The following is a 25,159-nucleotide window of genomic DNA, read 5'->3' as shown; positions in this document are numbered from 1 at the left end:
ATGCGGCCTGATAGAGACGGTGGAACAGGGCCTTAGCCGCGCCGCATGCGCATGACCAGCGGCATCACCAGGGTGGCCCAGCGCACCAGCCGTTGAGGCCCCGCCAGCACAGCAGCGCCCGCCACCGCTGCCACCGCAACGGGATGCAGGCGCGCAAACGCCACCAGCCGGGCCGCCAGCGGCGCATCGGGTTCCACCCGAACTTCCGCGCCTGCGGCCACGGCGCGCGCCTGGCGCAGGGCCGCGCGCCGAGCACGCAGCCGCTCACGCTGCACCAGAATGCGGTCCAGCACCTTCTGCTGCTGCGGGGTGGGCACGCGCGTCGGCTGCCCAGAGTCCAGGGAAGAGGGGCTCATAACTGCTCCTTGATGGTGCGCCAATCCTGCTGCAACTCCCGCCGCGTAAGGGCAAAGGCATTACCCGCCTGTCGGCCGATGGACACCAGGGCCACCGCCACTGCCACCCAGGCCAGCAACCAGCCGCCTGCCAGCAACCATGCCACCAGCACGCGCTGCGGTGAATCCCAGAACTGGACCAGCACAGCCAGTGACAACAGCAGCAGGGCGATCACGGCCACGCACCCAAAGAGAACCAGCAGCACCACCAGCTGGGCCATGCGGCGCTTCTGGTCGGCCCATTCGAGCCGTGCGAGTTCGATACGGTCTTCCGCCGCGATCGCGCCTTCGATGATGGCGGCCCGCCAGCGTGCAACCCAGCCTTCCAGGCCGAGCAGCGACAACCAGTTCATGCAAGCCCCTCCCTGGCGCTGGAGCGCGCCGCAGCGTTGACGATTCGCCCTGCCACTGCGCTACCGGTCAGCGGCGGGCCAGCATGAAGCCCACCAGCGCCCCTACGGCCAGCGCAGCGCCGGCAACGCGCCAGGGCTCGTCGTGGGCATAACGGTCGGCGGCGCGCGCGGCATCTTTGGCCTGCAGGGCTGCCTCCTGAGCGGCACGCACGGCGGAATCACGCACCGAATGAATGCCGTCATCCAGGCGCTGACGCAGTTGCTTGATCTCGGGAATACCGTCCAGATCCTTGCTGGCCAGCAGACCGCGCAGGTCGCCCACCAGCTTTTCGAGTTCTGCCTGGGTGGAGGAAATGGTTTCGGATACGGTGGTCATACGCGAGCCTTTCATAGCAGGAAACAACGGTAATACGCCGTACATGGCAAACCATGTAGGCGGGTATCTCATCTTAGCCCAGTGCTCGCGCCGCAGGGCATGGCCGCTATCACAAAATGACCGCGTTGCATCAAGACACGGCGTCTTGGTGCAGCAGACCGACCACGTGCGCACCGATTGCCAACGCGCTGGTCAGCCCAGGTGATTCGATGCCAAACAGGTTGACCAGCCCCGAGACTCCGTGATCGCGCGGCCCCTGGATCAGGAAGTCCGCCGCGGGCTCATGGGGGCCGTGGATCTTCGGGCGTATGCCGGCGTAGCCCGCCGCCAATGCACCGTCGCGCAGGCCGGGCCAGTACTTGCGCACCTCGGCATAAAAGGCCTCGGAGCGGCTCGCATCCACCACCAGGTCCTCGGGGCCTTCCACCCATTGCACGTCGGGGCCGAACTTGGCCTGCCCCCCCAGGTCGAGCGTCAGGTGCACGCCCAGCCCCGCCGCCTCCGGGACGGGATAGATGAGATGGCTGAAGGGTGCCCGGCCGGACAACGTGAAATAGTTGCCTTTGGCATAGGCCGCCTGCGGTACATGCACCGCGGACAACCCCTCGAATTGGCGCGCGAGGACTGGCGCATGCAAACCGGCCGCGTTGACCACCGTGCGCGCACTGATGCACGTGCCATCCATTGCTTCCAAATGGATAGCTTGTGGCGCGCAATGGGCCTTGGCCAGAGGCGAATTCAATGCCAGAACACCACCCGCGTTCTCCAGGTCGCCCAGCAACGCCAGCATGAGGGCATGGCTGTCCACGATGCCGGTACTGGGCGAGAGCAGCGCTGCCACACATTCCAGTTCGGGCTCCAGCGCACGTGCTTCCTCCCGCGAGAGCCATTGCAGGTCATCCACGCCATTGGCCTGCGCGCGCGCTCTGATGCCCGTCAGCGCGTTCTGCTGTTCGGTCGACGTGGCGACGATGAGCTTGCCGCAGCGACTATGGGGCACGCCGCGCTCGCTGCAGTAGTCGTACAGCATGGCCTTGCCTTGGACGCACAAGCGCGCCTTGAGCGAACCCTGCGGGTAATAGATGCCGGCGTGGATCACCTCGCTGTTGCGCGAACTCGTCTCGGTGCCAATGGCATTGGCCGCTTCCAGCAGCCAGACCTCGCGCCCTTGCAGCGCCAATGCGCGCGCCACCGCCAGCCCCACCACCCCCGCGCCCACCACGACGCAATCGACCATCTCACTCATCGCTCATGCCTCCGTTGTCATGCCTGCTCGAAACCCTCGAGCACATTCACCGCATTCGTTCCCAGCGCCGCCGCTGCGTAGCCGCCTTCCAGCACCAGCACGGTGGGCAGTCCCACACCACGCAGCCGCGCACCCAGCCGCAGAAAATCCGTCGTCGCCAGCCGAAAGCGCGAGATCGGATCGCCCTCATAGGTATCCAGTCCGAGCGAGACCACCAGGGCATCCGCTCCAAAAGCGGCGATGCGCGCGCAGGCCTGCTCCAAGGCCGCAAACCAAGTGGCAGCATCGGTTCCGGCCGGCAGAGGCAGGTTCAGGTTGCAGCCCGCACCGAGGCCTGCGCCGGTTTCATCGGCATGTCCCAGATAGAAGGGGTATTCGGTGTGGGGATCGCCATGGATGCTGACGAAGAGCACGTCCGCACGGTCATAGAAGATGCTCTGCGTGCCATTGCCGTGGTGGTAATCCACGTCTAACACGGCCACACGGGCCGCGCCGTGGTCGCGCAGCCATTGGGCCGCCACGGCCGCGTTGTTCAAGAAGCAGTACCCGCCCATGAAATCGGGGCCTGCATGGTGCCCCGGCGGGCGTGTGCTGCAGAACGCGGCGCGCTCGCCAGCCGCCAGGCGCGCCGCGGCACTGGCCGCCGCGTCGGCGCCTGCTTTGGCTGCCGTCCAGGTGCCCGCTGCAAGCGGCGAGCCGTTGTCCATGGAGTACAGCCCCAGCTTGGCAATGAAATTGTCGGGCTCTACATCCGAGCGCAATGTGCGTACCGGCCATACCGACGGAAACGGCTGCACACGGTCCTGCCCTTCACCCAGCGACAGCCACTGCTGCCACGCCGAAGCCAGAAAAGCCAGGTAGCTCGGCGCATGGATCTTTGCCAGGATCTCAGCGCAATCCACATCCGGGGGGTGCAGTACATGACCCCGCGCAGTCAAAGCGGCTTCCACATAGGCCGCGCGCGTCGGGTTCTCGAAACACGGTACACGCTCGCCGCGGAAAAATTCGTGCTCGGGAGCGTGGGTGTGCTGCAGCGGGTTATGGAAGGTGATCATCGACGGCGGCCAAGTCAATCGCGACTGCCGGATTGTCATCGACGCCGGCAGTCCCTCACGACCTCAGCGCCAAGAAAAAACCCCTTGCGGCCATACCGGCTGCAAGGGGTTCGGATTGGTGGGTGATACATGGATCGAACATGTGACCCCTGCCGTGTGAAGGCAGTGCTCTACCGCTGAGCTAATCACCCAAAGGACTGTATTTTTGCGAGTACAGGCCCTGACAAAACTGGTGGGTGATACATGGATCGAACATGTGACCCCTGCCGTGTGAAGGCAGTGCTCTACCGCTGAGCTAATCACCCGTGTCGTTGCTGCGACAGCCCGCGATTATGGCATAGCTTTCTCACGCCTCAGACAAAGTCCGCCAAATTGTTTTACCGCCGCTGGACTTGTCGATCTGCACGAGTACTTCCTCATGCTCGGCAAGCTCCTGCGCACTGGCGGTCAGCACCGTCAGCGCAATGCGGCTCAGATCTACCGCGGCCACGGTGGTGCCTCCTGCCCCGGCGGTGGCCTCATCCATGATCAGCAGGGCATCCTGCCCGCGGGTCATGTTGATGTAGACATCCGCCAGCAACTCCGCGTCCAGCAAGGCGCCGTGCAGCGTACGACTGGAATTGTCAACGCCCAGCCGGTCGCACAGCGAGTCCAGCGAGTTGCGCTTGCCCGGGAACATCTCCTTGGCCATGGCCAGGGTGTCGATCACGCCCCCGACATGCGCGGACAGCGGCGCCAGGCCGACCAGTTCCAGCTCCTTGTCCAGGAAGCCCACGTCGAAGCTCGCGTTGTGGATGATGAGTTCCGCGCCCTGCAGGTATTGCAGGATGTCTTGCACCCGCTCGGCAAACTTGGGCTTGTCGCGCAGGAATTCATTGCTGATGCCGTGCACCTTCAGCGCGTCCTCATGGCTGTCGCGCTCGGGGTTCAGGTACAGATGCAGATTGTTGCCGGTGAGCTTGCGGTTGACGAGCTCCACGCAGCCCAGCTCGATGATGCGGTCGCCCCCTTCCGCCGACAGGCCGGTGGTCTCCGTGTCCAGAACAATCTGTCGGGACATCAGTGGTTCTCCTTGGCGTGGTTGATCGAGTACTTGGGAATCTCCACCGTCACATCGCTCTGCGCCAGGATGGCCTGGCACGACAGGCGCGATTGCGGCTCCAGGCCCCACGCGCGGTCCAGCAGGTCTTCCTCCTCCTCTTCCGCATCATTGAGCGATTCGAATCCTTTGCGCACGACCACATGGCAGGTCGTGCAGGCGCAGCTCATATCGCAGGCGTGCTCGATCTTGATGCCGTTGTCCAGCAATGCCTCGCAGATCGAGGTGCCGGCCGGCGCAGTGATTTCCGCGCCCTCGGGACAGTATTCGTGATGAGGCAGGATCTTGATGACGGGCATGGGTGTTTGAATCAATGGATGAGGTTTGTGCGCTCAGAGGGCGCTGACGTTCTTGCCTGCCAGGGCTTGGCGGATACCGCGGTTCATGCGCTGCGCGGCAAATGCCTCGGTGCCCTTGGCCAGGGCCTGCGCTGCAGCCTCGACAGCCGCCGCGTCGGTGCTGGTCTCCAGCGTGGCGCGCAGTGCATGCATCAGGTCGTCGATCGCTGTGCGCTCCGCGGCCGCTAGTACATCGCCGTCCACGTCCAGTGCGCTCTGCGTGGCGATCAGCAGGCGGTCGGCATCCACACGGGCTTCAACCAATGCGCGCGTCTGCATGTCCTGCTGCGCGGTCGCAAAGCCCTCTTGCAGCATGCGCGCGATCTGCTCGTCGCTGAGCCCGTAGGATGGCTTGACGTCAATACGCGCCTCCACACCGCTGGCCTGCTCGCGCGCAGCCACGCTGAGCAGACCATCTGCATCGACCGTGAACGTGACGCGGATGCGCGCCGCGCCCGCTGCCATGGGGGGAATGCCCCGCAGCTCAAAGCGCGCTAGGCTGCGGCAGTCCTGCACCAGGTCGCGCTCGCCCTGCACCACGTGGATGGCAAGAGCGGTTTGGCCGTCCTTGTAGGTGGTGAAGTCCTGCGCCTTGGCCGTGGGAATGGTCTCGTTGCGGCCGATGATGCGTTCGACCAGCCCACCCATGGTTTCGATGCCCAGCGACAGCGGAATCACGTCCAGCAGCAGCAGATCGCCGGCCGCATCGTTGCCGGCCAGTTGGTTGGCCTGGATGGCCGCGCCGATGGCCACCACTTCGTCCGGGTTGAGGTTGGTCAGCGGTTCACGGCCGAAGAATTCGGCCACCGCGGCGCGCACGACCGGCATGCGCGTGGAACCGCCCACCAGCACCACGCCCTTGACTTCGTCGCGCTCGATCTGCGCATCGCGCAAGGTGCGGCGCACCGCCGCCAGGGAGCGCTGGGTGAGCTCCGCCGTCACTGCCGCAAAATCTTCACGCTTGACATCAAATTGCACTGTAGCGCCCGCCACATCTGCGGTAAAAGCTACATTATCAGTAGCAGTCAGCGCTTCCTTGCAGGCGCGCGCGGCCAAGCGCACCGACGTCTTGTCTTCGGGCGTACTCGCCCGAACACCTGTCTGCTGCATCACCCACTCGGCCAGGGCCGCGTCGTAATCGTCACCGCCCAGGGCTGAATCCCCCCCGGTGGCAATGACTTCGAACACCCCTTGCGCCAGGCGCAACACGGAGATATCGAACGTGCCACCGCCCAGGTCGTACACGGCATAGACGCCTTCGGCTCCGTTGTCCAGCCCGTAGGCAATCGCGGCGGCCGTCGGCTCGTTGATCAGGCGCAGCAGATTCAGGCCCGCGAGGTGGGCGGCATCCTTGGTCGCCTGGCGCTGCGCGTCGTCGAAATATGCGGGCACCGTGATCACGGCGCCGTAAAGGTCACTGTCAAAGCTGTCTTCGGCACGGTAGCGCAGCGTGGCGAGGATCTCGGCACTGACTTCCACCGGCGATTTCACGCCTGCCGCGGTGGACAGCGAGAGCATTCCGCCACTGTCGGCCGCTGCAATGAAGTCGTAAGGCAACTTCTCGCGCCCCGTGATGTCACCCAGGCCCCGGCCCATGAATCGCTTGACGGATGACACCGTGTTGGCCGGGTCCTGCATCTGCGCTGCAGCGGCCTCGTAGCCGATCTGCCGCCCGCCCCCGCCCAGGTAGCGAACGACGGAAGGCAAAAGCACCCTGCCCTGCGCATCGGGCAAGCACTCGGCGACCCCGTTGCGCACCGCCGCCACCAGCGAATGCGTGGTGCCCAGATCAATGCCAATGGCAACGCGCCGCTGGTGAGGATCGGGCGATTGCCCTGGTTCGGAAATCTGCAGAAGCGCCATGAAATGAGTGTGGAAAAGCCGGGGCCCGCAAGCGCACGCCCAGGCAGGAGTGACCGAATAAAGCGCCTATTGTCCCAGTTGCTCTCGGCGCGAATCGATGTCGTGCGCAAATCGCGCAATGAACATGAGGGCTCTGACCTCGCGGGCTGCGCCGGCATAGTCCTGATGCTGGTCCAGCAGTTCCGCACAACGGGCCAACGCCACTTGCCGCGCCATATGGGTGGTGTCGTCCAGCGCGTCAAGCTCCGCAGCACTGCGGGCCTCATCCAGGGCTTCGCGCCACTCCATCTGCTGCATCAGGAAGGCCGCGGGCATGGCGGTGTTGTCCTCGGCGCGGATGGGCGAGCCGCCCAGTTCGCAAAGGTAAGCCGCCCGCTTCAAAGGATCCTTCAGGCGTTGGTACGCCTCGTTGATGCGCACCGACCATTGCATCGCCACACGCTGGGCGGCGGCGCCCTGCGCCGCAAACCGGTCGGGATGGGCTTCGCGCTGCAGGTCCTTCCACCGCGCGTCCAGGGCGTCGCGGTCCTGCGCAAAGCGGCGTGGTACGCCAAAAAGTTCGAAATCGTCGGATTGGAGGTTCATGGCAATAAAAAAACCGCCAGCGCGGCGGGCGATGGCGGTCCTGTGCAATAAGCGGCCTACGGCGTGCTCACACGCGGAAGCTCTCTCCACAACCACAGCGGTCGCGCTCATTCGGGTTATTGAAGCGAAAGCCTTCATTGAGGCCCTCGCGCACAAAATCCAACTCGGTCCCGTCGATATAAGCAAGGCTCTTGGGATCGATCAGCACCTTGACGCCGTGATTTTCAAACACAACGTCTTCGGGTGCCTGCTCATCGACATATTCAAGCTTGTAAGCCAGGCCTGAGCACCCGGTGGTCTTGACACCTAGGCGCACGCCCACGCCCTTTCCCCGCCGGGCGAGGTAGCGCGTCACATGGCGCGCGGCAGCTTCGGTCAGCGTGATCGCCATGGTCTTCAGGCGGCCTCGACAGCCGCTCCGTGCTTGGCCTTGTAATCGTTGACCGCGGCCTTGATGGCGTCTTCCGCCAGGATGGAGCAGTGGATCTTCACCGGCGGCAGCGCCAGCTCTTCGGCAATCTGGCTGTTCTTGAGCGAGGCAGCCTCATCCAGCGTCTTGCCCTTGACCCATTCCGTCACCAGCGACGAGGACGCAATGGCGGAGCCGCAGCCGTAGGTCTTGAAGCGCGCATCCTCAATCACGCCCGTATCGGGGTTCACCTTGATCTGCAGCTTCATCACGTCGCCGCAAGCCGGCGCACCGACCATGCCGGTGCCCACCGAGTCGTCACCCTTGTCGAAGGAACCCACATTGCGGGGGTTCTCGTAATGGTCAATCACTTTGTCCGAGTAAGCCATGGTGTGTTTCTCCTGTATTCCGTCGTGCCGCGTGTGGTCAGTGAGCCGCCCATTGGATGGTGCTCAGGTCCACCCCATCCTGGTACATCTCCCAGAGGGGGCTCAACTCACGCAACTTGGCGACGTTGTGCCGGATGGTGCTGATCGCGTAGTCAATTTCCTCTTCCGTCGTGAAACGGCCAATGGTCATGCGCAGGCTGCTGTGGGCCAGCTCATCGCTGCGACCCAGGGCACGCAGCACATAGCTGGGTTCCAGGCTCGCCGAAGTGCAAGCCGACCCGGAAGACACTGCCAGTCCCTTGATGCCCATGATCAGGGATTCGCCTTCCACGAAGTTGAAGCTCATGTTCAGGTTGTGGGGTACGCGCCGCTCCAGGTCGCCGTTGATAAAGACCTGCTCCACATCCTTCAGACCGTCCAGCAGACGCTTTTGCAGCGCTTGGACCTTGCCCAAATCCTGGGCCATTTCCAGCTTGGCCAGGCGGAAAGCCTCGCCCATGCCCACAATCTGGTGGGTGGGCAACGTGCCCGAACGCATGCCACGCTCGTGCCCGCCACCATGCATCTGCGCTTCCAGGCGCACGCGCGGCTTGCGGCGCACGTACAGGGCTCCGATGCCCTTGGGTCCGTAAGTCTTGTGCGAAGCCAGGCTCATCAAATCCACGGGCAATTGGTTCAGGTCGATTTCGACCTTGCCGGTGGCCTGCGCGGCATCCACATGAAAAATGATGCCCTTCTCGCGGCAGAGCGCACCCAGCTGGGGAATGTCCTGGATCACGCCGATTTCGTTGTTCACGAACATGACACTGGCCAGGATCGTGTCAGGGCGGATGGCGGCCTTGAACTTCTCGATGTCGAGCAGGCCGTTCTCCTGCACATCGAGGTAGGTCACCTCGAAGCCTTGGCGCTCCAGTTCACGCATCACGTCAAGGACGGCCTTGTGCTCCGTCTTCACGGTGATGAGATGCTTGCCCTTGCCTTGGTAGAAATGGGCAGCGCCCTTGATGGCGAGGTTGTTGGATTCAGTGGCGCCCGAGGTCCACACGATCTCGCGCGGGTCGGCGCCGATCAGATCGGCCACATGGCCGCGGGCTTGCTCCACGGCCTCTTCGGCCTCCCAGCCCCAGGCGTGGCTGCGCGACGCCGGGTTGCCGAAATGTTCGCGCAACCAGGGAATCATCGCGTCGACGACCCGGCCGTCCACGGGGGTCGTGGCGCCGTAGTCAAGATAGATAGGGAAATGCGGAGTCATGTCCATGGCTGGCTCAGTGAAAGGTTCTGGCTGGCATCAGAAAGCAATAGGGTCGACGTGGCGAGCCCGCCCGGCGCGCAGCCAGTGGCCGGCGCGGGTCAGCCTGCAGCTCAAGATTTGGCGAACGCGTTGCCGAGGGCAAACACCGAATTGGGTGCGTTCACACGGATCGGCTTGACCACAGGTGTGGTGGAAATCGCGCGGCGCGTGACCGGCTTGTCTTCGATTTGCACGCCCTTGGCGAGCTGGTCGTCCACCAGTTTCTGCAACGTGACGGAATCCAGGAATTCCACCATGCGCTGGTTCAGAGAGGCCCACAGCTCGTGCGTCATGCAACGGCCCGCCTCGCCCAGGCAGTTTTCTTTGCCACCGCACTGCGTGGCATCAATGGGCTCGTCCACGGAGACGATGATGTCTGCCACGGTAATATCGCCCGCCTTGCGGGCGAGCGTATAACCGCCGCCAGGGCCGCGCGTGGATTCCACCAGTTCGTGGCGGCGCAGCTTTCCGAACAATTGCTCCAGATAGGACAGCGAAATCTGTTGGCGCTGGCTGATGGCCGCCAAGGTGACGGGCCCGTTGTTCTGGCGCAGGGCCAGATCGATCATGGCGGTGACCGCAAAACGGCCTTTGGTTGTGAGACGCATCGCAAGCTCCTTGTCTAGGCTTGATCGTTATAGAAACGCCGCGGCATGCGTATAGCCAACCGGGCACCGTCTCCACCCTTTCCCTGAAGCGCTACGGTTGCAGCCTCCAAGGCCCTTGTTTGTTGTGGGGCTCTTTCTTGAGTATTTGAGACAAGTATAGCACAAATCCCTATTAATTTTGTCGGGTAACTAGACTAAACAGTCGCGTTTTCTCCTGCAGGGTCGCAAAACCGGGTCATGCGGCAGGGATTTGATCGCCGCCATGCGCTCCGAACACCCGGTCCTTGAGACGGGTCAATTGATCGCGCACCCGAGCAGCCTGCTCAAACTCCAGGTTGCGGGCGTGTTCCAGCATGAGCTTTTCCAGCCGCTTGATTTCGCGCGCAATGTCCTTTTCGGACATCTCCTCCAGTTCGGCCTGCCGCGCCGCGTCTTCGCGGAGTCGCTGGGCTTCCTGGCCTGCCTTCTCGCTGTACACGCCGTCAATCAGGTCTCGCACCTGCTTGACGATGCTGCGCGGCGTAATACCCCGGGCCTCGTTGTATGCGATCTGTTTGGCGCGGCGGCGTTCCGTTTCGCTGATCGCCTTGCGCATTGAGTCGGTGATCCGGTCGGCATACAGGATGGCCTTGCCGTGCAGGTTGCGCGCCGCCCGGCCGATGGTCTGGATCAGGCTGCGTTCGGCGCGCAGGAAACCCTCCTTGTCGGCATCCAGGATGGCCACCAGGGAGACCTCAGGAATGTCCAGCCCCTCACGCAGCAGGTTGATCCCCACCAGGACATCGAAGGCTCCCAGGCGCAGGTCGCGAATGATTTCCACGCGCTCCACAGTGTCGATATCGGAGTGCAGATAGCGCACCTTGACCCCGTTGTCGCTCAGGTAATCGGTCAGTTGCTCCGCCATGCGCTTCGTCAGCGTCGTAATGAGTACGCGTTGATTCTTTTGCGTGCAAATGCGTATTTCTTGCAGCACATCATCCACCTGATGGGTAGCGGGACGCACCTCCACCTCCGGGTCCACCAAGCCGGTGGGCCGTACCACCTGGTCCACCACCTGGCCCGAGTGCTCCTTCTCATAATCAGCCGGAGTGGCCGATACAAACACCACCTGCCGCATGCGCTGCTCGAACTCCTCGAACTTGAGCGGCCGGTTGTCCAATGCCGACGGCAGGCGAAAGCCGTACTCGACCAGCGTGGTCTTACGCGCGCGGTCGCCGTTGTACATGGCGTTGAGTTGCCCGATCATCTGGTGGCTCTCATCCAGGAACATCAGCGCATCGGGCGGGAGGTAGTCGGTCAGCGTGCTCGGCGGCTCGCCAGGCGCAGAACCCGACAGGTGGCGCGTGTAGTTCTCGATGCCCTTGCAGTGCCCCACTTCGCTGAGCATTTCCAGGTCGAAGCGCGTGCGCTGCTCCAGCCGTTGCGCCTCCACCAACTTGCCCTCGGCCACGAAGAACTTGAGCCGCTCGTCCAGTTCCTGCTTGATGGTCTCCACGGCCGCCAGCACCTTGTCGCGCGGCGTCACGTAATGGCTGCTGGGGTACACCGTGAAGCGCGGGATTTTTTGCTGGATACGCCCCGTGAGCGGGTCGAACAGCTGCAGGCTTTCCACCTCGTCGTCGAACAGTTCGATGCGCACCGCCAGCTCGGAATGCTCGGCTGGGAACACATCGATGGTGTCGCCACGCACGCGGAACTTGCCCCGGCTGAAGTCCTGCTCGTTGCGCTGGTACTGCATGCGGATCAGCTGCGCGATCGCGTCACGCTGGCTCAGCTGGTCACCCACGCGCAGCGTCATGATCATGCGGTGGTAGCTCTCGGGCTCGCCAATGCCGTAGATGGCCGACACCGTAGCCACGATGACCACATCGCGCCGCTCCAGCAAGCTCTTGGTGCACGACAGGCGCATCTGCTCGATGTGCTCGTTGATGGCGCTGTCCTTCTCGATGAACAGGTCGCGCTGAGGCACGTAGGCCTCGGGCTGGTAGTAGTCGTAATAGCTCACGAAGTACTCCACGGCGTTCTTGGGGAAGAACTCGCGGAACTCGCTGTACAGCTGTGCGGCCAGCGTCTTGTTGGGCGCGAAGATGATGGCCGGCCGTCCCAGGCGGGCGATCACGTTCGCCATGGTGAAGGTCTTGCCCGAGCCCGTCACCCCCAGCAGGGTCTGGAACACCTCGCCGTCCTGCACGCCCTCCACCAGCTTGGCGATGGCCTCGGGCTGGTCGCCGGCGGGCGGGTATGGCTGGTACAACGAAAAGGGCGAACCTGGAAACTGGACGAACTGCCCGTCCGCCGCGCCAGCGGCCGGCTCAGAGGTGACTTCATGCATGGCGGAGGTAAACGGCGCGCGGGGGCGGCCGTTAAAATCAAGAGTGGACCGAAAGCCTACCGTAGGTGAGGTCCCGTCGTCAGATTTCCATCCCCTCAAGGACTTTTCATGTCTCTGTTCACCGCCGTCGAAATGGCTCCCCGCGACCCGATCCTGGGTCTCAACGAACAATACGCCGCCGACCCCAATCCAGCCAAGGTCAACCTGGGCGTGGGCGTGTACTTCGACGACAACGGCAAGCTGCCCCTGCTGCAGTGCGTGCAGGCGGCCGAAAAGGCCATGATGGACAAGCCCGCTGCGCGCGGCTATCTGCCCATCGACGGCATCGCCGCCTATGACAACGCGGTCAAGGCCCTGGTGTTCGGCGCGGAGTCCGACGTCGTCAAGGCCGGCCGCGTGGCCACCGTGCAGGCCATTGGCGGCACGGGCGGCCTGAAGATCGGCGCCGACTTCCTCAAGAAGATCAGCCCGAACGCGAAGGTGCTGATCTCCGACCCGAGCTGGGAAAACCACCGCGCCATCTTCACCAATGCCGGCTTCGAGGTGGGCAGCTACCGCTACTACGACGCCGCCAACCGCAAGGTGGACTTCGACGGCATGCTGGCCGACTTGAACGCCGCCGCGCCCGGCACCATCGTGGTGCTGCATGCCTGCTGCCACAACCCCACGGGCTACGACATCACCGCCGCGCAGTGGGAACAGGTGATCGCCGCCGTGAAGGCCAAGGGCCTGGTGGCTTTCCTCGACATGGCCTACCAGGGCTTCGGCTACGGTATTGCCGAGGACGGCGCCGTGATCGGCAAGTTCGTCGCGGCCGGCCTGAACATCTTCGTGTCCACCTCGTTCTCCAAGAGCTTCAGCCTGTACGGCGAGCGCGTGGGCGCGCTGTCCGTGGTGGCCAACGACAAGGACGAGGCCGCGCGCGTGCTCTCGCAGCTCAAGATCGTGATCCGCACCAACTACAGCAACCCGCCCACGCACGGCGGCGCCGTGGTGGCCGCGGTGCTGAACAACCCCGAGCTGCGCGCCCTGTGGGAAAAGGAGCTGGGCGAAATGCGCGTGCGCATCAAGGAAATGCGCCAGAAGCTGGTGGACGGCCTGAAGGCCGCCGGTGTGAAGCAGGACATGGGCTTCATCACCACGCAGATCGGCATGTTCAGCTACTCCGGCCTGTCCAAAGACCAGATGGTGCGCCTGCGCAATGAGTTCGGCGTATACGGCACCGACACCGGCCGCATGTGCGTGGCCGCGCTCAACAGCAAGAACATCGACTACGTCTGCCAGGCCATCGCCAAGGTGATCTGAGCCGCAGCGATGCCCCAAAAAACAACCGCCTTCGGGCGGTTTTTTCATGTGTTTTCGGACTCAAACACCCATCCAGCAAGCGCTAGCAGCTATCAATTTAGATAGCTCAGCCCCAAAGCATGGAGCGCATGGAGATCGAGGCCGACTGAAAACCCGTGTTGAAAAAGCGCGGCATCTCCGTGGGCAGTGCAGCGCCTGCGGCATACAGCAGTGGCAGGTAATGCTCATGCGTGGGATGCGCCAGCGGCGCCATCGGGCCCCACTGCTGGAAGGCCACCAGCGCGTCGAGGCGGCCCGCCTTCACCAGTTCCTGCACCTTGACGTCGAATTCGTTCGCCCACTCGTAGGCTGCATTGATACCTGTGCCGCGCCGTGCGGCGCGCAGGTTGTGCACCACGTTGCCGCTGCCCACGATCAGCACCCCACGCTCGCGCAACGCACGCAGCTGCTGGCCCAGCGCGTAATGCTCGGCCGGCGGGCGCGCGTAGTCCATGCTGAGCTGCAGCACCGGAATGTCCGCCGCCGGGAACATGGGCTTGAGCACCGACCATGTGCCGTGGTCCAGGCCCCACGCCCCCGCGTCCACCTCCAGGGCGCGCGCCGTTGCGGGTGAGCGCAGCTCCTGCGCCAGGCTGCGCGCCACCTGCGGCGCGCCCGGCGCCGGGTACTGCTGCTCGAACAGCTCGCGCGGGAAACCGCCAAAGTCGTGGATGGTGCGGGGCGCAGCCATGCCCGTCAGCTGCCAGCCGCCGCGCGTGAGCCAATGGGCCGACACGCACAGGATGAGCTGCGGCCGCTGCCCGCGCGCCAGCAGTTCCGCCCCCATGTCCTGCCAGGTGCGGCGCCAGGCGTTGTCTTCGATGGCGTTCATGGGACTGCCATGGCCCACGAACAGCACCGGCATGCGCGGCGAGGGGCGCAGCGCCTCCAGCAACGGGGCGGCTTCGGACAGGGGGCTCATGAAGACTCCGGGAAGGGTGGCGAGGCCCGCCAGCGCGGCCATGGTGCGGCGGCGCTGCGGCAAGAGGAAGGCGTGAGAGGGCACGATATGATTTTCTGCCGGACAGCCGGGATCGGAGCGCGCACGGGCGCCGAAGTTCCAGCCGCGGCCCTCCGTTCACCGCCTCCGCTTTCCGCCCATGCCTCTCGCGCTCGATCCCCCTGCCCCGCTGGCATGCCGCCGGCTCAGTGCCCGCGCATGTCCTGGACCACAGGCCACCACCCTGCCCCCTGACGGCCAGCCCATGGCCACACTTCCGCCGTCCAGCGCGGCGGATGTTTGAACATGCGCACACATGGCATCGTCCGGCAATGGAACGCGGACAAAGGCTTTGGCTTCATCCAGGGCGCTGCCAGCACCCAGGTGTTCTTTCATGTACGGGACTTCCGGGGCACGGCGCCGCCCGCCCACGGGATGCCGGTGGAGTATGAAGAGATCCACGTGGGCGGCAAGGGACCGCGCGCGATGGATGTGCGTCCACGCAGCCAACCGAGCGGCTCCCCTTCCGCCCACCGGTCTCCGGCCCGCGCAGCATCCGCCCCGCCATCCACGCGACCCACCGCGCGCCCCACGCCTGCCACCGCCAGGCACACGCGCCCGCGCTCCGCGCCGCAGGCACCCGCAGGCGCGGGCATCGCGCTGGCGCTGATGCTGCTCTGGCTGGGCCTGTGGGGCTGGGGGCGCCTGGGTGCAGCGGTTCCCGCTGTGGTGGCTGGGCGCGACGGCGGCCCTGAACCTGCTGACCTTCTTCACCTACGCGCTGGACAAGAGCGCCGCCCAACGCGGCACGTGGCGCACCCGGGAGAGCCACCTGCACCTGCTCGCCCTGCTGGGCGGCTGGCCTGCCGCATGGTGGGCCCAGCAGTGGCTGCGGCACAAATCGCGCAAACAGGACTTCCGCGCGGTGTATTGGGGCACGGTGGTGTTGAACTGCGCCGCACTGGCGGTGTGGACGCTGCGGCCGCACACGCTTCGCGAAGTGCTTTCTTTTTTATAGCTGCTAGCGCTTTCCAGCATTGCGGCGGGGCCGGTTTTTATCGGGATCTGCGGCATGCCTTGCGGCCACGTCCGACAGCGCGGCCTTCCATCACCCTACAGCCAGGCGACGCTGCTGCGCCTCCAATGGGTCCAGTTTTTTGCCGCATTGGAGAACGACGCCATGAAGCCTTTCACCCTCGACCCGAGCATGACCACGGCGACCGGGACTTTCTACCCCACGGGCCATGTGTTCGCGCTGTTTGCGAACGAGGAGGCGGCGCGCTCCGCAGGCCAGGCGCTGCAGGCCCAGGGTCGCGATGACGTGGCGCACGCCACGCCGCCGATGATCCTGGAACATGTGGTGCGCACGCTGGGCAATGCCGATGCACCTCTGCCCTCGGTCGGTGCGGAGGGCGTGATCGTGCGCCGCATCGCGCAACTGGCCAGCGACGGCGCCCACGGCCTGTTGCTGCGTGCCGCGGATTCCGACGCTCCTGAGACGCTGCGCGACCTGCTGCAGCCGCTGGGCCCGCTGGCGGCGTTCTACTACCGCCGCCTGATCATTGAGGAACTGGTGCCCGCCCCCGCCGGTCCCGCGCGCTGACGGCCGGGTGCCGCCCCGTCAGCGCCGCCGGCCCGTACCCTTGCCCGACGCCGGGGTGCCGGCCCCGCCCTGCCGGCGCCCCGCGGTGCCCGCACGCGGCGGCAGGCCGGTGTTCTGCGTGAGCATGCGGCCCGGCTGCGGCGCACTGCTACGAAAACGTACGTCGCCCTGCGGCTCCTCCAGCTCCTGCGGGCGGCGGCGCAGCGCCACGGCCTTGCCGTCCTTGTTGATGGTGTAGCCCACGCCGGCCCCGCCACCCTTGGGCCCGGTGCTGTTTTTCTTGCGGGCGCTTTGGTAGCTGCCGTCGACCAGCGGCTGGAAGGTGGGGATCAGGTGGTGCTTGCCGTTGCCGATCAGGTCGGCCCGGCCCATGCTTTTCAGCGCCTCGCGCAGCAGCGGCCAGTTGTTGGGATCGTGGTAGCGCAGGAAGGCCTTGTGCAGGCGGCGGCGCTTTTCGCCACGCACCACGTCCACCTGTTCCTCGGCCACGTCGCGCATCTGCCGTCGCACGCGCGTGAGCGGGTTGCGGCCCGAGTGGTACATGGCCGTGGCGCTGGCCATGGGGCTGGGGTAGAAGGCCTGCACCTGGTCGGCGCGAAAGCCGTTCTTCTTGAGCCAGATGGCCAGGTTCAACATGTCCTCGTCGGTGGTGCCGGGGTGGGCGGCGATGAAGTACGGGATCAGGAACTGTTTCTTGCCCGCCTCTTCGGTGTACTGCTCGAACATCTGCTTGAAGCGGTCATAGTTGCCGATGCCTGGCTTCATCATCTTGGACAGCGGCCCCGCCTCGGTGTGCTCGGGCGCGATCTTGAGGTACCCGCCCACGTGGTGCTGTACCAGCTCCTTCACGTATTCGGGGGACTTCACGGCCAGGTCGTAGCGCAGGCCGGAGCCGATGAGGATCTTCTTGATGCCCGGCAGCTTGCGCGCGCGGCGGTAGATATTGACCAGCGGCGCATGGTCCGTGTGCAGGTTCTGGCAGATGCCGGGAAACACGCAGCTCGGCTTGCGGCAGGCGGCCTCGATCTCTGGGCTCTTGCAGCCCAGGCGGTACATGTTGGCCGTGGGGCCGCCCAGGTCGGAGATGGTGCCGGTGAAGCCCTTGACCTTGTCCCGGATGTCCTCCACCTCGGCAATGATGGAATCCTCCGAGCGGCTCTGGATGATGCGTCCCTCGTGCTCGGTGATGGAGCAGAAGGTGCAGCCGCCAAAGCAGCCGCGCATGATGTTGATCGACGCGCGGATCATCTCCCATGCCGGGATCTTGGTGGGCCCCTCGTAGCTGCCCTGCGCGTCCAAGTACTGCGGGTGCGGGTTGCGCGCATACGGCAGGCCGAACACCCAGTCCATCTCGGCCGTGGTGAGCGGGACGGGCGGCGGGTTCAGCCACACGTCGCGCGCCGTTGCGCCCTCGCCGTGCGCCTGCACCAGCGCGCGGGCGTTGCCGGGGTTGGTCTCCAGGTGCAGCACGCGGTTGGCGTGGGCGTAGAGCACCGGGTCGGCCTTCACCTGCTCGTAGCTGGGCAGGCGGATCACGGTGCGCTCGCGCGGCGGCAGCGCCCGACCGCTGCGCCCCTTGGAGGGCAGCGCCGGGTTGGGCACGATCTGCACGGTCTGCAAGGGTTTTTGGCCTGCAGCGCTTTGTGGATCAGCGCTGGCAGCTATTGAATTTGCAGCATCTTCCTGCGAACACGCCTGGCCCTGGGCTGCGGCCTGCTCGCTGGTGGTCATGTAGGGATTGATCAGCTCATCCACGCGGCCGGGCTCGTCCACCTCGGTGGAGTCGATCTCGAACCATCCGGGCTCGGACGCGCGCCGCACGAAGGCCGTGCCGCGCACGTCGGTGATGGTCTCCACCGGGTCGCGCCGCGCAATGCGGTGGGCCACTTCGACCAGGGCGCGCTCGGCATTGCCGAACAGCAGGATGTCGCACTTGCTGTCCACCACGATGGAGCGGCGCACCTTGTCGCTCCAGTAGTCATAGTGGGCGATGCGGCGCAGAGAGCCTTCGATGCCGCCCAGCACGATGGGCACGTCCTTGTACGCCTCGCGGCAGCGCTGGCTGTAGACCACGGCGGCGCGGTCGGGCCGCTTGCCGCCCACGTCGCCGGGCGTATAAGCGTCGTCGCTGCGGATCTTGCGGTCCGCCGTGTAGCGGTTGATCATCGAATCCATGTTGCCCGCGGTCACGCCCCAGAACAGGTTGGGCTTGCCCAGCACCTTGAACGCGTCGGCGCTCTGCCAGTCCGGCTGCGCAATGATCCCCACGCGAAAGCCCTGCGCCTCCAGCACCCGCCCGATCACCGCCATGCCGAAGCTCGGGTGGTCCACATAGGCATCGCCCGTCACCAGCACCACGTCGCAGCTGTCCCAGCCCAACTGCTCCATCTCGGCACGGCTCATGGGCAGGTACGGCGCCACGCCAAAGCGCTTGGCCCAATACGGGCGGTAGCTGGTCAACGGCTTGGCGTTGCGCGGGAAGAAGGAGACATCGATCGGGGCGTTCATGGGCGGGCCTGCAGGTGAGGGCCGGGCATTTTAGAAGCCATGCCCCCTTTGCGCCTAACCGCCCCCGCATGGCCCTTGTCGCCGTCGGCCCATGGGGTAAGCTCGGCCGCCCCCATGCCCTACACCCTCAGCGCCCCCGTTCACAGCGAACTCACCATCAAGAAAAGCCGCTTCATCGGCTGCGTGCAGCCCATGGCCGACCGCGCGAGCGCGCAGGCCGTGGTGGATGCGCTGTGGCGCGAACACCCGGGCGCGGCCCATGTGTGCTGGGCGCTGCTGGCGGGTGGCCAGTCCGCCGCGGTGGACGACGGCGAGCCCAGCGGCACCGCCGGGCGGCCCATGCTGGATGTGCTGCGTCACCAGGACCTGGAGGGCGTGCTGGCCACCGTGGTGCGCTATTTCGGCGGGGTGAAGCTGGGCGCGGGTGGCCTGGTGCGCGCCTATACCGATACCGTGGCCCAGGCGCTGCTGCAGGCCGACAAGGTGCCGCTGCAGCGCATGCGCACCCTGGAATGCAGCGTGCCCTACGCCCTGGAAGGACTGCTGCGCCGCATGATCGACGGTGCTGGCGCGCAGTTGCTGCAGGTGCAGCATGCCACGCTGGTCACGCTGCAACTGCGCCTGCCCGAGGCCGAGGCCGAGGCTTTCGTCCACCATGTGAACGAAGCAGGCCAGGGCCGCGTGGCCTGGGGCGAATCCACGGATTGAAGGCTGGGACCGGGGCCGCGCCCGCGCAAGTCCAACAATGCCTGCGCGCCTACATGCCGCGCCGGCGCGCGCGGCGACACTGGCGGCCCGCATTGACAAGGAGCCCCCTCCATGAGCCAGCCGCTGGACGTGATCATCCTGGGCGCCGGGTCCGCCGGACTGGCGGCGCTGCGCGAGGTGCGCAAGCGCACCGACCAATGGCGCATCGTGAACGACGGCCCCTGGGGCACCACCTGCGCGCGCGTGGGGTGCATGCCGTCCAAGATGCTCATCGAGGCCGCCAACGCCTACCATGCGCGGCGCGCGCTGCACACCTTCGGCATCGAGGGCGCGGATGCGCTGCGGGTGGACCTGCCCGCCGTGCTGCGCCGCGTGCGCGCGCTGCGCGATGACTTCGTGGCCGGCACGCTGGCCGCCACCGATGCGGGCGAGCGCGCCATCAGCGGCCACGCCCGGCTGCTGGACGCGCAACGTGTGGAAGTGAACGGCCAGGTGCACACGGCGCGGCGCATCATCATCGCCACGGGCTCGCGCCCCATCGTGCCGGAGGACTGGCTGGCTTTTGGTGACCGCATCCTGACCACCGATACGCTGTTCGAGCAGCCCACGCTCGGCCCGCGCGTGGCCGTCATCGGGCTGGGGCCGCTGGGGGTGGAAATCGCGCAGGCGCTCGCGCGGCTGGGGGTGGAGGTGATGGCCTTCGCGACGGGCAAGAGCGTGGCCGGCCTGAGCGACCCCGCCATCAACGACGCGCTGCTGGCGCGGCTGAAGGACGAATTCATCGTCAACGTGGGCGACAAGGCCGAGCTGCGCGAGGTGGCCGGCGGCATACAGGTCACCAACGGCAGCGCGACCGTGGTGGTGGACCAGGTGGTGGCCGCCATGGGCCGGCGCCCCAACCTGGAACACCTGGGACTGGACACGCTGGGCGTGGCGCTGGACGACAAGGGCCGCCCGCCCATCGATCCGTGCACCCTGCAGGTGGGCGATCTGCCCGTCTTCATCGCGGGCGATGCCGATGGCGACCGCCCTCTGCTGCATGAGGCTGCGGACGAGGGCCACATTGCGGGGTTGAACGCCCTGGCGCCCACGCCGCGCGGCTTCGCCCGGCGCACGCCGCTGGCCATCACCTTCAGCCAGCCCCATGCAGCCGTGGTGGGACAGCGCCATGCCGATCTGCCCCAGGGGCAATGGGTGGTGGGCACGGTGGACTTTGCACGCCAGGGCCGCGCGCGCGTGGCGCAGTGCAACCACGGGCGCCTGAACGTGTACGCCGAACACGGCAGCGGCCGCCTGCTGGGCGCCGAGCTGTGCACGCCAGCGGGCGAACACATGGCTCACCTGCTGGCGCTGGCCGTCGAGCAGCGGCTGACGGTGCACGACCTGCTGCGCATGCCCTTCTACCATCCGGTGCTGGAGGAAGGCCTGCGCACGGCGCTGCGCGACGCGGCCTCGCGCCTGCCCAAGGCCAGCGATTCCGACCTCGCCGCCTGCGAGGCCTACGGCGCGAGCGCGCTGGACTGATACAAAAACAATAGCTGGCCGCGCTTGCCAGGATGAATTTTCAGCACCAAAACAGCTTGAAATTCTTACGTATCAAGCGCCAACAGCTATGTTTATAGAAGCACCCTTGAGTCCGCGGTGAACTGGCCGATAACAAGAGGTACACCGGAGATCACCATGGACGTCGCCCTCACCCAATCCATCGTCAGCACCGCCAACGCCCTCGCCAGCCGCGAGACGGCCGATGCCGTCCAGGTCACCGTGCTGAAGAAGGCCCTGGATACGCAGGAAACGGCCGCCGCCACCCTGCTCGCCGCCCTGCCCCAGCCGCCGCTGGCGACCGAAGGCCCGCTGGGCACGCAGCTCAACACCTACGCCTGACGCGCACGGCGCGCTGGCTTTTCCGGCGGCTCAGGGCAGCTTCAGCTCTGGCCTTGCTCAGCGCAGCCGCGCAGGCGACAGGCCCGCCACGTCCACACCCTCGCGCGCCAACTCGGGGGCCAGCGGCTCGCCCAGTGCCAACTGCCGCGTCAGCAGCGCCGCGCCCGCCGCGCTCTGGATGCCATAGCCGCCTTGCGCGGCCAGCCAGAAGAAGCCGGGTACATGGTTGTCCCAGCCAATGACCAGGTCGCCATCGGCCACGAACGAGCGCAACCCCGCCCAGGTGTGCGAGGGGCGGCGGATCTGAAAGCACGTCACCTGCTCGATGCGGTGGATGCCCATGGCCACGTCCAGTTCCTCAGGCACCACGTCGTGCGGCGCCACGGCATCGGCATTGGCGGGGGAGCCCAGCATCTGCCCCGCGTCGGGCTTGAAGTAATAGTCCTCGGCAATGCCGATGACAGCGGGCCAGTGGGCCGCTTGCATGCCGGCCGGCACGGGGAAGGTAAAGGCCGTGCGCCGGCGCGGCTCCAGCCCGATGGGCGGCACGCCCGCCTGGGCTGCCACCACGTCGGCCCAGGCGCCTGCGGCATTGACCACGGCGCGCGCGTGCAGCACCTCGCCATCGGCCAGGGTGATGTGCCAGCCCTCCTCGCCCCGCTGCAGGGCCGTCACCTCGGCATGGGTGCGGATCTCGCCGCCACGCTGGCGCAGGCCGCGCAGGTAGCCCTGGTGCAGCGCATGCACGTCGATGTCGGCGGCGCCGGGCTCGCTCATGCCCGCGGCCACGGCCTCGGGGCGCAGGCACGGGGCCTGCTCCAGCAGCTCCTCGCGCGTCAGGCGGCGCACCTGCGGGTTGCGCGGCAGCGCCTCGGCGTAGGCGGCTTCCAGCAGGTCGAGCTGGTCGGGCCCCGCCAGGTACACCACGCCGCGCGGCGTGAGGATGGGGGCGCTGCCGAATTCGGGCGGCGGCGCATCGTAGAACGCGCGGCTGGCCCGTGTGAGTGCGCAGATGTTGGGCGTGCCATAGGTGGCCGAGTACAGCGCAGCCGACCGGCCGGTGGTGTGGTAGCCGGGCTGGGCCTCGCGCTCCAGCAGCAGCACGCGGCGGTGCGCGGCCAGTTCCCAACCGGCGGAGGCGCCGGCAATGCCCGCGCCGATGATCACAAAGTCATAGGGTTGCATGAGTTCCCTCGCCAATCACTGTCAGACCGCCGACGCCTGCTCCGCGGTACCGCGTGCGCCCAGCCGCGGCACGCCGCGCGCGTCATCGGGGTCCGGCGCGTGGGTGACGATGGAGGTGAGCGCGGGTTGCACCGGCCCCAGCCGGGCCAGGTCGGGCCGCGGGCGCTGCAGGCCATCGATGCGGGCAAAGGCTTGCTCCAGCCCCAGGCCGATGGACAGTAGGCGATGGTCGTCGCGAAAGCGCCCCACCACCTGCAGGCCGAACGGCATGCCGGCCGTGTCGCGCCCGCAGGGCACGCTGAGCGCGGGGTGCGTGGTCAGCGTGGTCACATAGGTCAGTGCCAGCCAGCGGTAGTAGTTGGCCTGGGGTTCACCGTTGATATGGCTGGCGTACAGCGCGGTCCACGGGAAGGGCGAGACCGGCGTGGTGGGTGCCAGGATCACGTCGAAGTTGGCAAACGCCTCCTGGAAGCGCGCCAGGATGCGCGTCTGCTCGGCCTGCGCCCAGGCGCTGTCCAGCAGCGACATGGCCGCGCCCATCTCGTAGTTGGCGCGCGTGTTGGGCCCCAGGCTGGCGGGGTCGCGCTCGTAGGCCTCGCGCATGCCGGCCAAGAAGCTCTCGGCCCGCAGCACGTCGAAGCAGCGGTGCACGTCGCCCAGGTCCAGCCGGATCTCCTCGCAAGAGCGGAACAGGTGGCGCATGGCGCCGATCTTGGCGCGGAACACCGCGCGGATGCCGTCGTCCACCGCGCAGGCGCCGAAGTCTTCGGTGTAGCCCACGCGCAGGCCGCCCAGGTCGGCCGGCTCCAGGTGCAGGAAGCTGTGGGGGTCCAGGGGGTAGGTCAGCGGGTCGCCCGCCGACAGGCCGGCCGATGCGGCCAGCTGCAGGCAGGCCTCGGCCATCGTGCGGCCCATGGGGCCGACCACGGAGATCGGCGTCCAGCCCAACAGCTTGCGCGAGCTGGGCACCACGCCGGGCGACGGCCGAAAACCCACCACGCCGCACTTGGCCGCAGGGATGCGCAGCGAGCCGCCCGTGTCCGAGCCCGTGCACACCGGCAACATGTCGCAGGCCAGCGCCGCGGCCGACCCGCCGGACGAGCCGCCCGCGTTCAGGCGCGGATCGAACGGGTTACCCGTGGCGCCCCAGACCACGTTGCGCGAATTGGCGCCCGCGCCCATCTCGGGAATATTGGTCTTGCCCGTGACGATGGCGCCGGCCGCGCGCAGGCGCGCCACCAGCACGTTGTCCTGCGCAGGGATGTTCTCGCGGTAGATGGGCGAGCCGTAGGTGGTCAGCAGGCCGGCGGTGGCCTCCAGATCCTTCACGCCCATGGGCAGCCCGTGCAGCAGGCCGAGGGGCTCGCCGGCGCGCACCGCCCGCTCGGCGGCCTGCGCCTCGGCGCGGGCGCGGTCGTAGCAGGTGGCGGTGACGGCGTTCACATAGGGGTTCACCGCCTCGATGCGGTCGATGCAGGCCTGCAGCAGCTCGACGGGCGAGAGCTCGCCCGTGCCGATGCGGTGGCGCAGTTCATTGGCGGACAGTTCCACCAGCGTGGGATCAGCAGTCATGGTCGTGAAGAAGGTCCAGGGGCCATTGTGGATGAGCCGCGCCTCAGTCGGCGGTGATGCCCGCGCGCTGGGCAATGGCACGCATCAGCGGCAGCTCCCGCTCGATCAGGGCAGCCAGCTCGGCCGACGAGGCGAATGCCGGCTCAAAGCCCAGGGCGAGCAGGCGCTCGCGCGTGTCGGGGTCGGCCACCACCTCGGCCAGCGTCTTTTCCAGCCGCGTCTTCACCGCGGCAGGCAGGCCTGCGGGCGCCACCAGGGCCAGCCAGGTGTCCATGTTCAGGCCGGGGTAACCGCTCTCGGCCAGCGAGGGTACCTGGGGCAGCAGGGTCGAGCGCTTCTCGGTGGTCACGGCAATCGCCTTGACCTTGCCCTCCTTGAGCTGGGGCAGCGCGGCCGACACCGTGTCCACGGTGAACGGAATCTGCCCGCCGATCAGGTCCACCATGGCCGGCGCGCTGCCTTTGTAGGGCACGTGCTGGATCTTCAGGCCCGCGGCATGAAAGAACATCTCGCCCGCGAACTGCGAGGTCGTGCCCGCGCCGAAGGAGCCGTAGGAATACTTATCGGGCGCGGCCTTCACGGCGCTGACGAACTGCTTCACATCGTTGACCGGAACGCTCTTGCTGGCCAGCAGGATCAGCCCCGTGCGCCCGGTGATGCCGATGGGATCGAAGCTCTTGACGGGGTCATACGGCAGCCGGGGCCGCACCGCCGGGTTCACCGTGAAGGTGGTGCCTGAGCTCAGCAGCAGCGTGTAGCCGTCCGGCGCGGCCTTGGCCACGTAGCTCGCGCCGATCACCGTGCCCGCGCCAGCGCGGTTGTCGATGACCACGCTTTGCCCCAGCTTGTCGCCGAGCTTCTTGCCGATCAGGCGGCCCAGCACGTCGGTGGCTCCACCCGCGGGGAACGGAATCACCAGCGTGATGGGCCGGGAGGGAAACGCCTCCTGCGCATGCGCGGGGGCGAAAGCGGCGGCACCCAGGGCGCAGGCCAGCATGGACAACATCGTCTTGCGGTTCATGGCGTTCTCTCCAGTCAAGCCAGTTAAAAAAACAGATCCTTTCGCGGGGCCAGGA

At 66.5% G+C, this 25,159-nt stretch carries 25 protein-coding genes, 2 tRNA genes and 1 pseudogene; 7 read left to right on the top strand and 21 right to left on the bottom strand.

Annotated elements, in window-relative coordinates; genetic code table 11:
* Nucleotides 1–32 precede the first annotated feature (32 nt).
* The 16 genes from DTPSY_RS08285 to uvrB form a co-directional block, all read right to left on the bottom strand.
* The gene (locus DTPSY_RS08285; RefSeq protein ID WP_015913198.1) at nt 33–356 is read right to left on the bottom strand and encodes a hypothetical protein; all 324 of its coding nucleotides are present in this window, start codon (nt 354–356) and stop codon (nt 33–35) included.
* Nucleotides 353–748 (bottom strand): phage holin family protein, encoded by a 396-nt coding sequence (locus DTPSY_RS08280; protein ID WP_015913197.1) that lies wholly within the window; start codon nt 746–748, stop codon nt 353–355. The genes DTPSY_RS08285 and DTPSY_RS08280 overlap by 4 nt, the downstream gene beginning before the upstream one ends.
* Before the next feature lie 67 nt (nt 749–815).
* Nucleotides 816–1,124 (bottom strand): DUF883 domain-containing protein, encoded by a 309-nt coding sequence (locus DTPSY_RS08275; protein WP_015913196.1) that lies wholly within the window; start codon nt 1,122–1,124, stop codon nt 816–818.
* 130 nt (nt 1,125–1,254) lie between these two features.
* On the bottom strand, nt 1,255–2,370 hold the full coding sequence (locus DTPSY_RS08270) for an NAD(P)/FAD-dependent oxidoreductase (RefSeq protein ID WP_015913195.1): 1,116 nt from the start codon (nt 2,368–2,370) through the stop codon (nt 1,255–1,257).
* Between the two features lie 17 nt (nt 2,371–2,387).
* Complete coding sequence (locus tag DTPSY_RS08265; protein ID WP_015913194.1) at nt 2,388–3,425, bottom strand: histone deacetylase family protein; 1,038 nt, start codon at nt 3,423–3,425, stop codon at nt 2,388–2,390.
* Nucleotides 3,426–3,541: 116 nt separating this feature from the next.
* Nucleotides 3,542–3,616: transfer RNA gene (locus DTPSY_RS08260), tRNA-Val, on the bottom strand.
* Between the two features lie 39 nt (nt 3,617–3,655).
* Nucleotides 3,656–3,730: transfer RNA gene (locus tag DTPSY_RS08255), tRNA-Val, on the bottom strand.
* Between the two features lie 41 nt (nt 3,731–3,771).
* Complete coding sequence (gene dnaQ, locus DTPSY_RS08250; protein WP_015913193.1) at nt 3,772–4,485, bottom strand: DNA polymerase III subunit epsilon; 714 nt, start codon at nt 4,483–4,485, stop codon at nt 3,772–3,774.
* The gene (fdx, locus tag DTPSY_RS08245; RefSeq protein WP_011805370.1) at nt 4,485–4,823 is read right to left on the bottom strand and encodes an ISC system 2Fe-2S type ferredoxin; all 339 of its coding nucleotides are present in this window, start codon (nt 4,821–4,823) and stop codon (nt 4,485–4,487) included. Before fdx ends, dnaQ begins: the two co-directional genes overlap by 1 nt.
* Nucleotides 4,824–4,856: 33 nt before the next feature.
* On the bottom strand, nt 4,857–6,725 hold the full coding sequence (hscA, locus tag DTPSY_RS08240; RefSeq protein WP_015913192.1) for a Fe-S protein assembly chaperone HscA: 1,869 nt from the start codon (nt 6,723–6,725) through the stop codon (nt 4,857–4,859).
* Between the two features lie 66 nt (nt 6,726–6,791).
* A complete protein-coding gene (gene hscB, locus DTPSY_RS08235; RefSeq protein WP_015913191.1) occupies nt 6,792–7,310 on the bottom strand; it encodes a Fe-S protein assembly co-chaperone HscB in 519 nt (172 codons plus the stop codon).
* A 67-nt stretch (nt 7,311–7,377) separates the two neighbouring features.
* The gene (gene iscA / locus DTPSY_RS08230; RefSeq protein ID WP_011805373.1) at nt 7,378–7,701 is read right to left on the bottom strand and encodes an iron-sulfur cluster assembly protein IscA; all 324 of its coding nucleotides are present in this window, start codon (nt 7,699–7,701) and stop codon (nt 7,378–7,380) included.
* A 5-nt stretch (nt 7,702–7,706) separates the two neighbouring features.
* Nucleotides 7,707–8,108, bottom strand: coding sequence for a Fe-S cluster assembly scaffold IscU (gene iscU, locus DTPSY_RS08225; protein ID WP_011805374.1), 402 nt, complete (start codon nt 8,106–8,108; stop codon nt 7,707–7,709).
* Between the two features lie 37 nt (nt 8,109–8,145).
* Nucleotides 8,146–9,366, bottom strand: coding sequence for an IscS subfamily cysteine desulfurase (locus DTPSY_RS08220; RefSeq protein WP_015913190.1), 1,221 nt, complete (start codon nt 9,364–9,366; stop codon nt 8,146–8,148).
* Between the two features lie 104 nt (nt 9,367–9,470).
* A complete protein-coding gene (gene iscR / locus DTPSY_RS08215) occupies nt 9,471–10,007 on the bottom strand; it encodes a Fe-S cluster assembly transcriptional regulator IscR (protein ID WP_011805376.1) in 537 nt (178 codons plus the stop codon).
* A 235-nt stretch (nt 10,008–10,242) separates the two neighbouring features.
* Nucleotides 10,243–12,339, bottom strand: a complete 2,097-nt coding sequence (uvrB, locus tag DTPSY_RS08210; RefSeq protein WP_015913189.1) for an excinuclease ABC subunit UvrB — start codon at nt 12,337–12,339, stop codon at nt 10,243–10,245.
* A 108-nt stretch (nt 12,340–12,447) separates the two neighbouring features.
* On the opposite strand from uvrB, the gene DTPSY_RS08205 reads away from it, so the two are divergent.
* Complete coding sequence (locus tag DTPSY_RS08205) at nt 12,448–13,644, top strand: amino acid aminotransferase (protein WP_015913188.1); 1,197 nt, start codon at nt 12,448–12,450, stop codon at nt 13,642–13,644.
* Between the two features lie 106 nt (nt 13,645–13,750).
* Here DTPSY_RS08205 and ygiD read toward each other — a convergent pair whose 3' ends face one another.
* On the bottom strand, nt 13,751–14,605 hold the full coding sequence (ygiD, locus tag DTPSY_RS08200; protein WP_015913187.1) for a 4,5-DOPA-extradiol-dioxygenase: 855 nt from the start codon (nt 14,603–14,605) through the stop codon (nt 13,751–13,753).
* 324 nt (nt 14,606–14,929) lie between these two features.
* Here ygiD and DTPSY_RS18770 point away from each other — a divergent pair.
* From DTPSY_RS18770 to DTPSY_RS08190, 3 genes and pseudogenes are all read left to right on the top strand, one after another.
* Nucleotides 14,930–15,061, top strand: a pseudogene (locus tag DTPSY_RS18770) (cold-shock protein); the annotation flags it as partial.
* A 271-nt stretch (nt 15,062–15,332) separates the two neighbouring features.
* The gene (locus tag DTPSY_RS18765; protein WP_041838829.1) at nt 15,333–15,641 is read left to right on the top strand and encodes a DUF1294 domain-containing protein; all 309 of its coding nucleotides are present in this window, start codon (nt 15,333–15,335) and stop codon (nt 15,639–15,641) included.
* A 162-nt stretch (nt 15,642–15,803) separates the two neighbouring features.
* The gene (locus tag DTPSY_RS08190; RefSeq protein ID WP_015913186.1) at nt 15,804–16,226 is read left to right on the top strand and encodes a hypothetical protein; all 423 of its coding nucleotides are present in this window, start codon (nt 15,804–15,806) and stop codon (nt 16,224–16,226) included.
* A gap of 18 nt (nt 16,227–16,244) precedes the next feature.
* On the opposite strand, the gene DTPSY_RS08185 is transcribed toward DTPSY_RS08190, so the two are convergent.
* Nucleotides 16,245–18,734: a YgiQ family radical SAM protein gene (locus DTPSY_RS08185; protein WP_015913185.1), complete on the bottom strand. Its 2,490-nt coding sequence runs from the start codon at nt 18,732–18,734 to the stop codon at nt 16,245–16,247.
* A 114-nt stretch (nt 18,735–18,848) separates the two neighbouring features.
* On the opposite strand from DTPSY_RS08185, the gene DTPSY_RS08180 reads away from it, so the two are divergent.
* The 3 genes from DTPSY_RS08180 (at nt 18,849) to DTPSY_RS08170 (ending at nt 21,326) form a co-directional block, all read left to right on the top strand.
* Nucleotides 18,849–19,442 carry an IMPACT family protein gene (locus DTPSY_RS08180; RefSeq protein WP_015913184.1) on the top strand — a complete coding sequence of 198 codons (594 nt, stop codon included), beginning with the start codon at nt 18,849–18,851 and terminating at the stop codon, nt 19,440–19,442.
* 111 nt (nt 19,443–19,553) lie between these two features.
* Entirely contained in the window at nt 19,554–20,966 is a 1,413-nt protein-coding gene (locus DTPSY_RS08175; protein ID WP_015913183.1) for a dihydrolipoyl dehydrogenase, read from the top strand.
* Nucleotides 20,967–21,122: 156 nt separating this feature from the next.
* The gene (locus DTPSY_RS08170; protein WP_015913182.1) at nt 21,123–21,326 is read left to right on the top strand and encodes a YjfB family protein; all 204 of its coding nucleotides are present in this window, start codon (nt 21,123–21,125) and stop codon (nt 21,324–21,326) included.
* Between the two features lie 57 nt (nt 21,327–21,383).
* Here the strand turns inward: DTPSY_RS08170 and DTPSY_RS08165 are convergent, their stop codons facing one another.
* Genes DTPSY_RS08165 through DTPSY_RS08155 form a run of 3 tightly spaced genes read right to left on the bottom strand, consistent with a single transcriptional unit; the run spans nt 21,384 to nt 25,104 of the window.
* A complete protein-coding gene (locus DTPSY_RS08165) occupies nt 21,384–22,511 on the bottom strand; it encodes an NAD(P)/FAD-dependent oxidoreductase (RefSeq protein WP_015913181.1) in 1,128 nt (375 codons plus the stop codon).
* A 21-nt stretch (nt 22,512–22,532) separates the two neighbouring features.
* A complete protein-coding gene (locus DTPSY_RS08160) occupies nt 22,533–24,083 on the bottom strand; it encodes an amidase (protein ID WP_015913180.1) in 1,551 nt (516 codons plus the stop codon).
* Nucleotides 24,084–24,126: 43 nt separating this feature from the next.
* A complete protein-coding gene (locus tag DTPSY_RS08155) occupies nt 24,127–25,104 on the bottom strand; it encodes a Bug family tripartite tricarboxylate transporter substrate binding protein (RefSeq protein WP_015913179.1) in 978 nt (325 codons plus the stop codon).
* Between the last annotated feature and the right edge of the window lie 55 nt (nt 25,105–25,159).

The sequence above is a fragment of the [Acidovorax] ebreus TPSY genome (assembly GCF_000022305.1).
GTDB classification, from domain to species: Bacteria; Pseudomonadota; Gammaproteobacteria; order Burkholderiales; family Burkholderiaceae_C; genus Diaphorobacter; species Diaphorobacter nitroreducens.
This window is presented reverse-complemented; position numbering and strand designations above follow the sequence as displayed.

What these genes read in the sequence shown, in the direction of transcription:
- DTPSY_RS08285 (WP_015913198.1), bottom strand. Translation starts at nt 356, where the DNA reads ATGAGCCCCTCTTCCCTGGACTCTGGGCAGCCGACGCGCGTGCCCACC.
- DTPSY_RS08280 (WP_015913197.1), bottom strand. Translation starts at nt 748, where the DNA reads ATGAACTGGTTGTCGCTGCTCGGCCTGGAAGGCTGGGTTGCACGCTGG.
- DTPSY_RS08275 (WP_015913196.1), bottom strand. Translation starts at nt 1,124, where the DNA reads ATGACCACCGTATCCGAAACCATTTCCTCCACCCAGGCAGAACTCGAA.
- DTPSY_RS08270 (WP_015913195.1), bottom strand. Translation starts at nt 2,370, where the DNA reads ATGAGTGAGATGGTCGATTGCGTCGTGGTGGGCGCGGGGGTGGTGGGG.
- DTPSY_RS08265 (WP_015913194.1), bottom strand. Translation starts at nt 3,425, where the DNA reads ATGATCACCTTCCATAACCCGCTGCAGCACACCCACGCTCCCGAGCAC.
- dnaQ (WP_015913193.1), bottom strand. Translation starts at nt 4,485, where the DNA reads ATGTCCCGACAGATTGTTCTGGACACGGAGACCACCGGCCTGTCGGCG.
- fdx (WP_011805370.1), bottom strand. Translation starts at nt 4,823, where the DNA reads ATGCCCGTCATCAAGATCCTGCCTCATCACGAATACTGTCCCGAGGGC.
- hscA (WP_015913192.1), bottom strand. Translation starts at nt 6,725, where the DNA reads ATGGCGCTTCTGCAGATTTCCGAACCAGGGCAATCGCCCGATCCTCAC.
- hscB (WP_015913191.1), bottom strand. Translation starts at nt 7,310, where the DNA reads ATGAACCTCCAATCCGACGATTTCGAACTTTTTGGCGTACCACGCCGC.
- iscA (WP_011805373.1), bottom strand. Translation starts at nt 7,701, where the DNA reads ATGGCGATCACGCTGACCGAAGCTGCCGCGCGCCATGTGACGCGCTAC.
- iscU (WP_011805374.1), bottom strand. Translation starts at nt 8,108, where the DNA reads ATGGCTTACTCGGACAAAGTGATTGACCATTACGAGAACCCCCGCAAT.
- DTPSY_RS08220 (WP_015913190.1), bottom strand. Translation starts at nt 9,366, where the DNA reads ATGGACATGACTCCGCATTTCCCTATCTATCTTGACTACGGCGCCACG.
- iscR (WP_011805376.1), bottom strand. Translation starts at nt 10,007, where the DNA reads ATGCGTCTCACAACCAAAGGCCGTTTTGCGGTCACCGCCATGATCGAT.
- uvrB (WP_015913189.1), bottom strand. Translation starts at nt 12,339, where the DNA reads ATGCATGAAGTCACCTCTGAGCCGGCCGCTGGCGCGGCGGACGGGCAG.
- DTPSY_RS08205 (WP_015913188.1), top strand. Translation starts at nt 12,448, where the DNA reads ATGTCTCTGTTCACCGCCGTCGAAATGGCTCCCCGCGACCCGATCCTG.
- ygiD (WP_015913187.1), bottom strand. Translation starts at nt 14,605, where the DNA reads ATGAGCCCCCTGTCCGAAGCCGCCCCGTTGCTGGAGGCGCTGCGCCCC.
- DTPSY_RS08190 (WP_015913186.1), top strand. Translation starts at nt 15,804, where the DNA reads ATGAAGCCTTTCACCCTCGACCCGAGCATGACCACGGCGACCGGGACT.
- DTPSY_RS08185 (WP_015913185.1), bottom strand. Translation starts at nt 18,734, where the DNA reads ATGAACGCCCCGATCGATGTCTCCTTCTTCCCGCGCAACGCCAAGCCG.
- DTPSY_RS08180 (WP_015913184.1), top strand. Translation starts at nt 18,849, where the DNA reads ATGCCCTACACCCTCAGCGCCCCCGTTCACAGCGAACTCACCATCAAG.
- DTPSY_RS08175 (WP_015913183.1), top strand. Translation starts at nt 19,554, where the DNA reads ATGAGCCAGCCGCTGGACGTGATCATCCTGGGCGCCGGGTCCGCCGGA.
- DTPSY_RS08170 (WP_015913182.1), top strand. Translation starts at nt 21,123, where the DNA reads ATGGACGTCGCCCTCACCCAATCCATCGTCAGCACCGCCAACGCCCTC.
- DTPSY_RS08165 (WP_015913181.1), bottom strand. Translation starts at nt 22,511, where the DNA reads ATGCAACCCTATGACTTTGTGATCATCGGCGCGGGCATTGCCGGCGCC.
- DTPSY_RS08160 (WP_015913180.1), bottom strand. Translation starts at nt 24,083, where the DNA reads ATGACTGCTGATCCCACGCTGGTGGAACTGTCCGCCAATGAACTGCGC.
- DTPSY_RS08155 (WP_015913179.1), bottom strand. Translation starts at nt 25,104, where the DNA reads ATGAACCGCAAGACGATGTTGTCCATGCTGGCCTGCGCCCTGGGTGCC.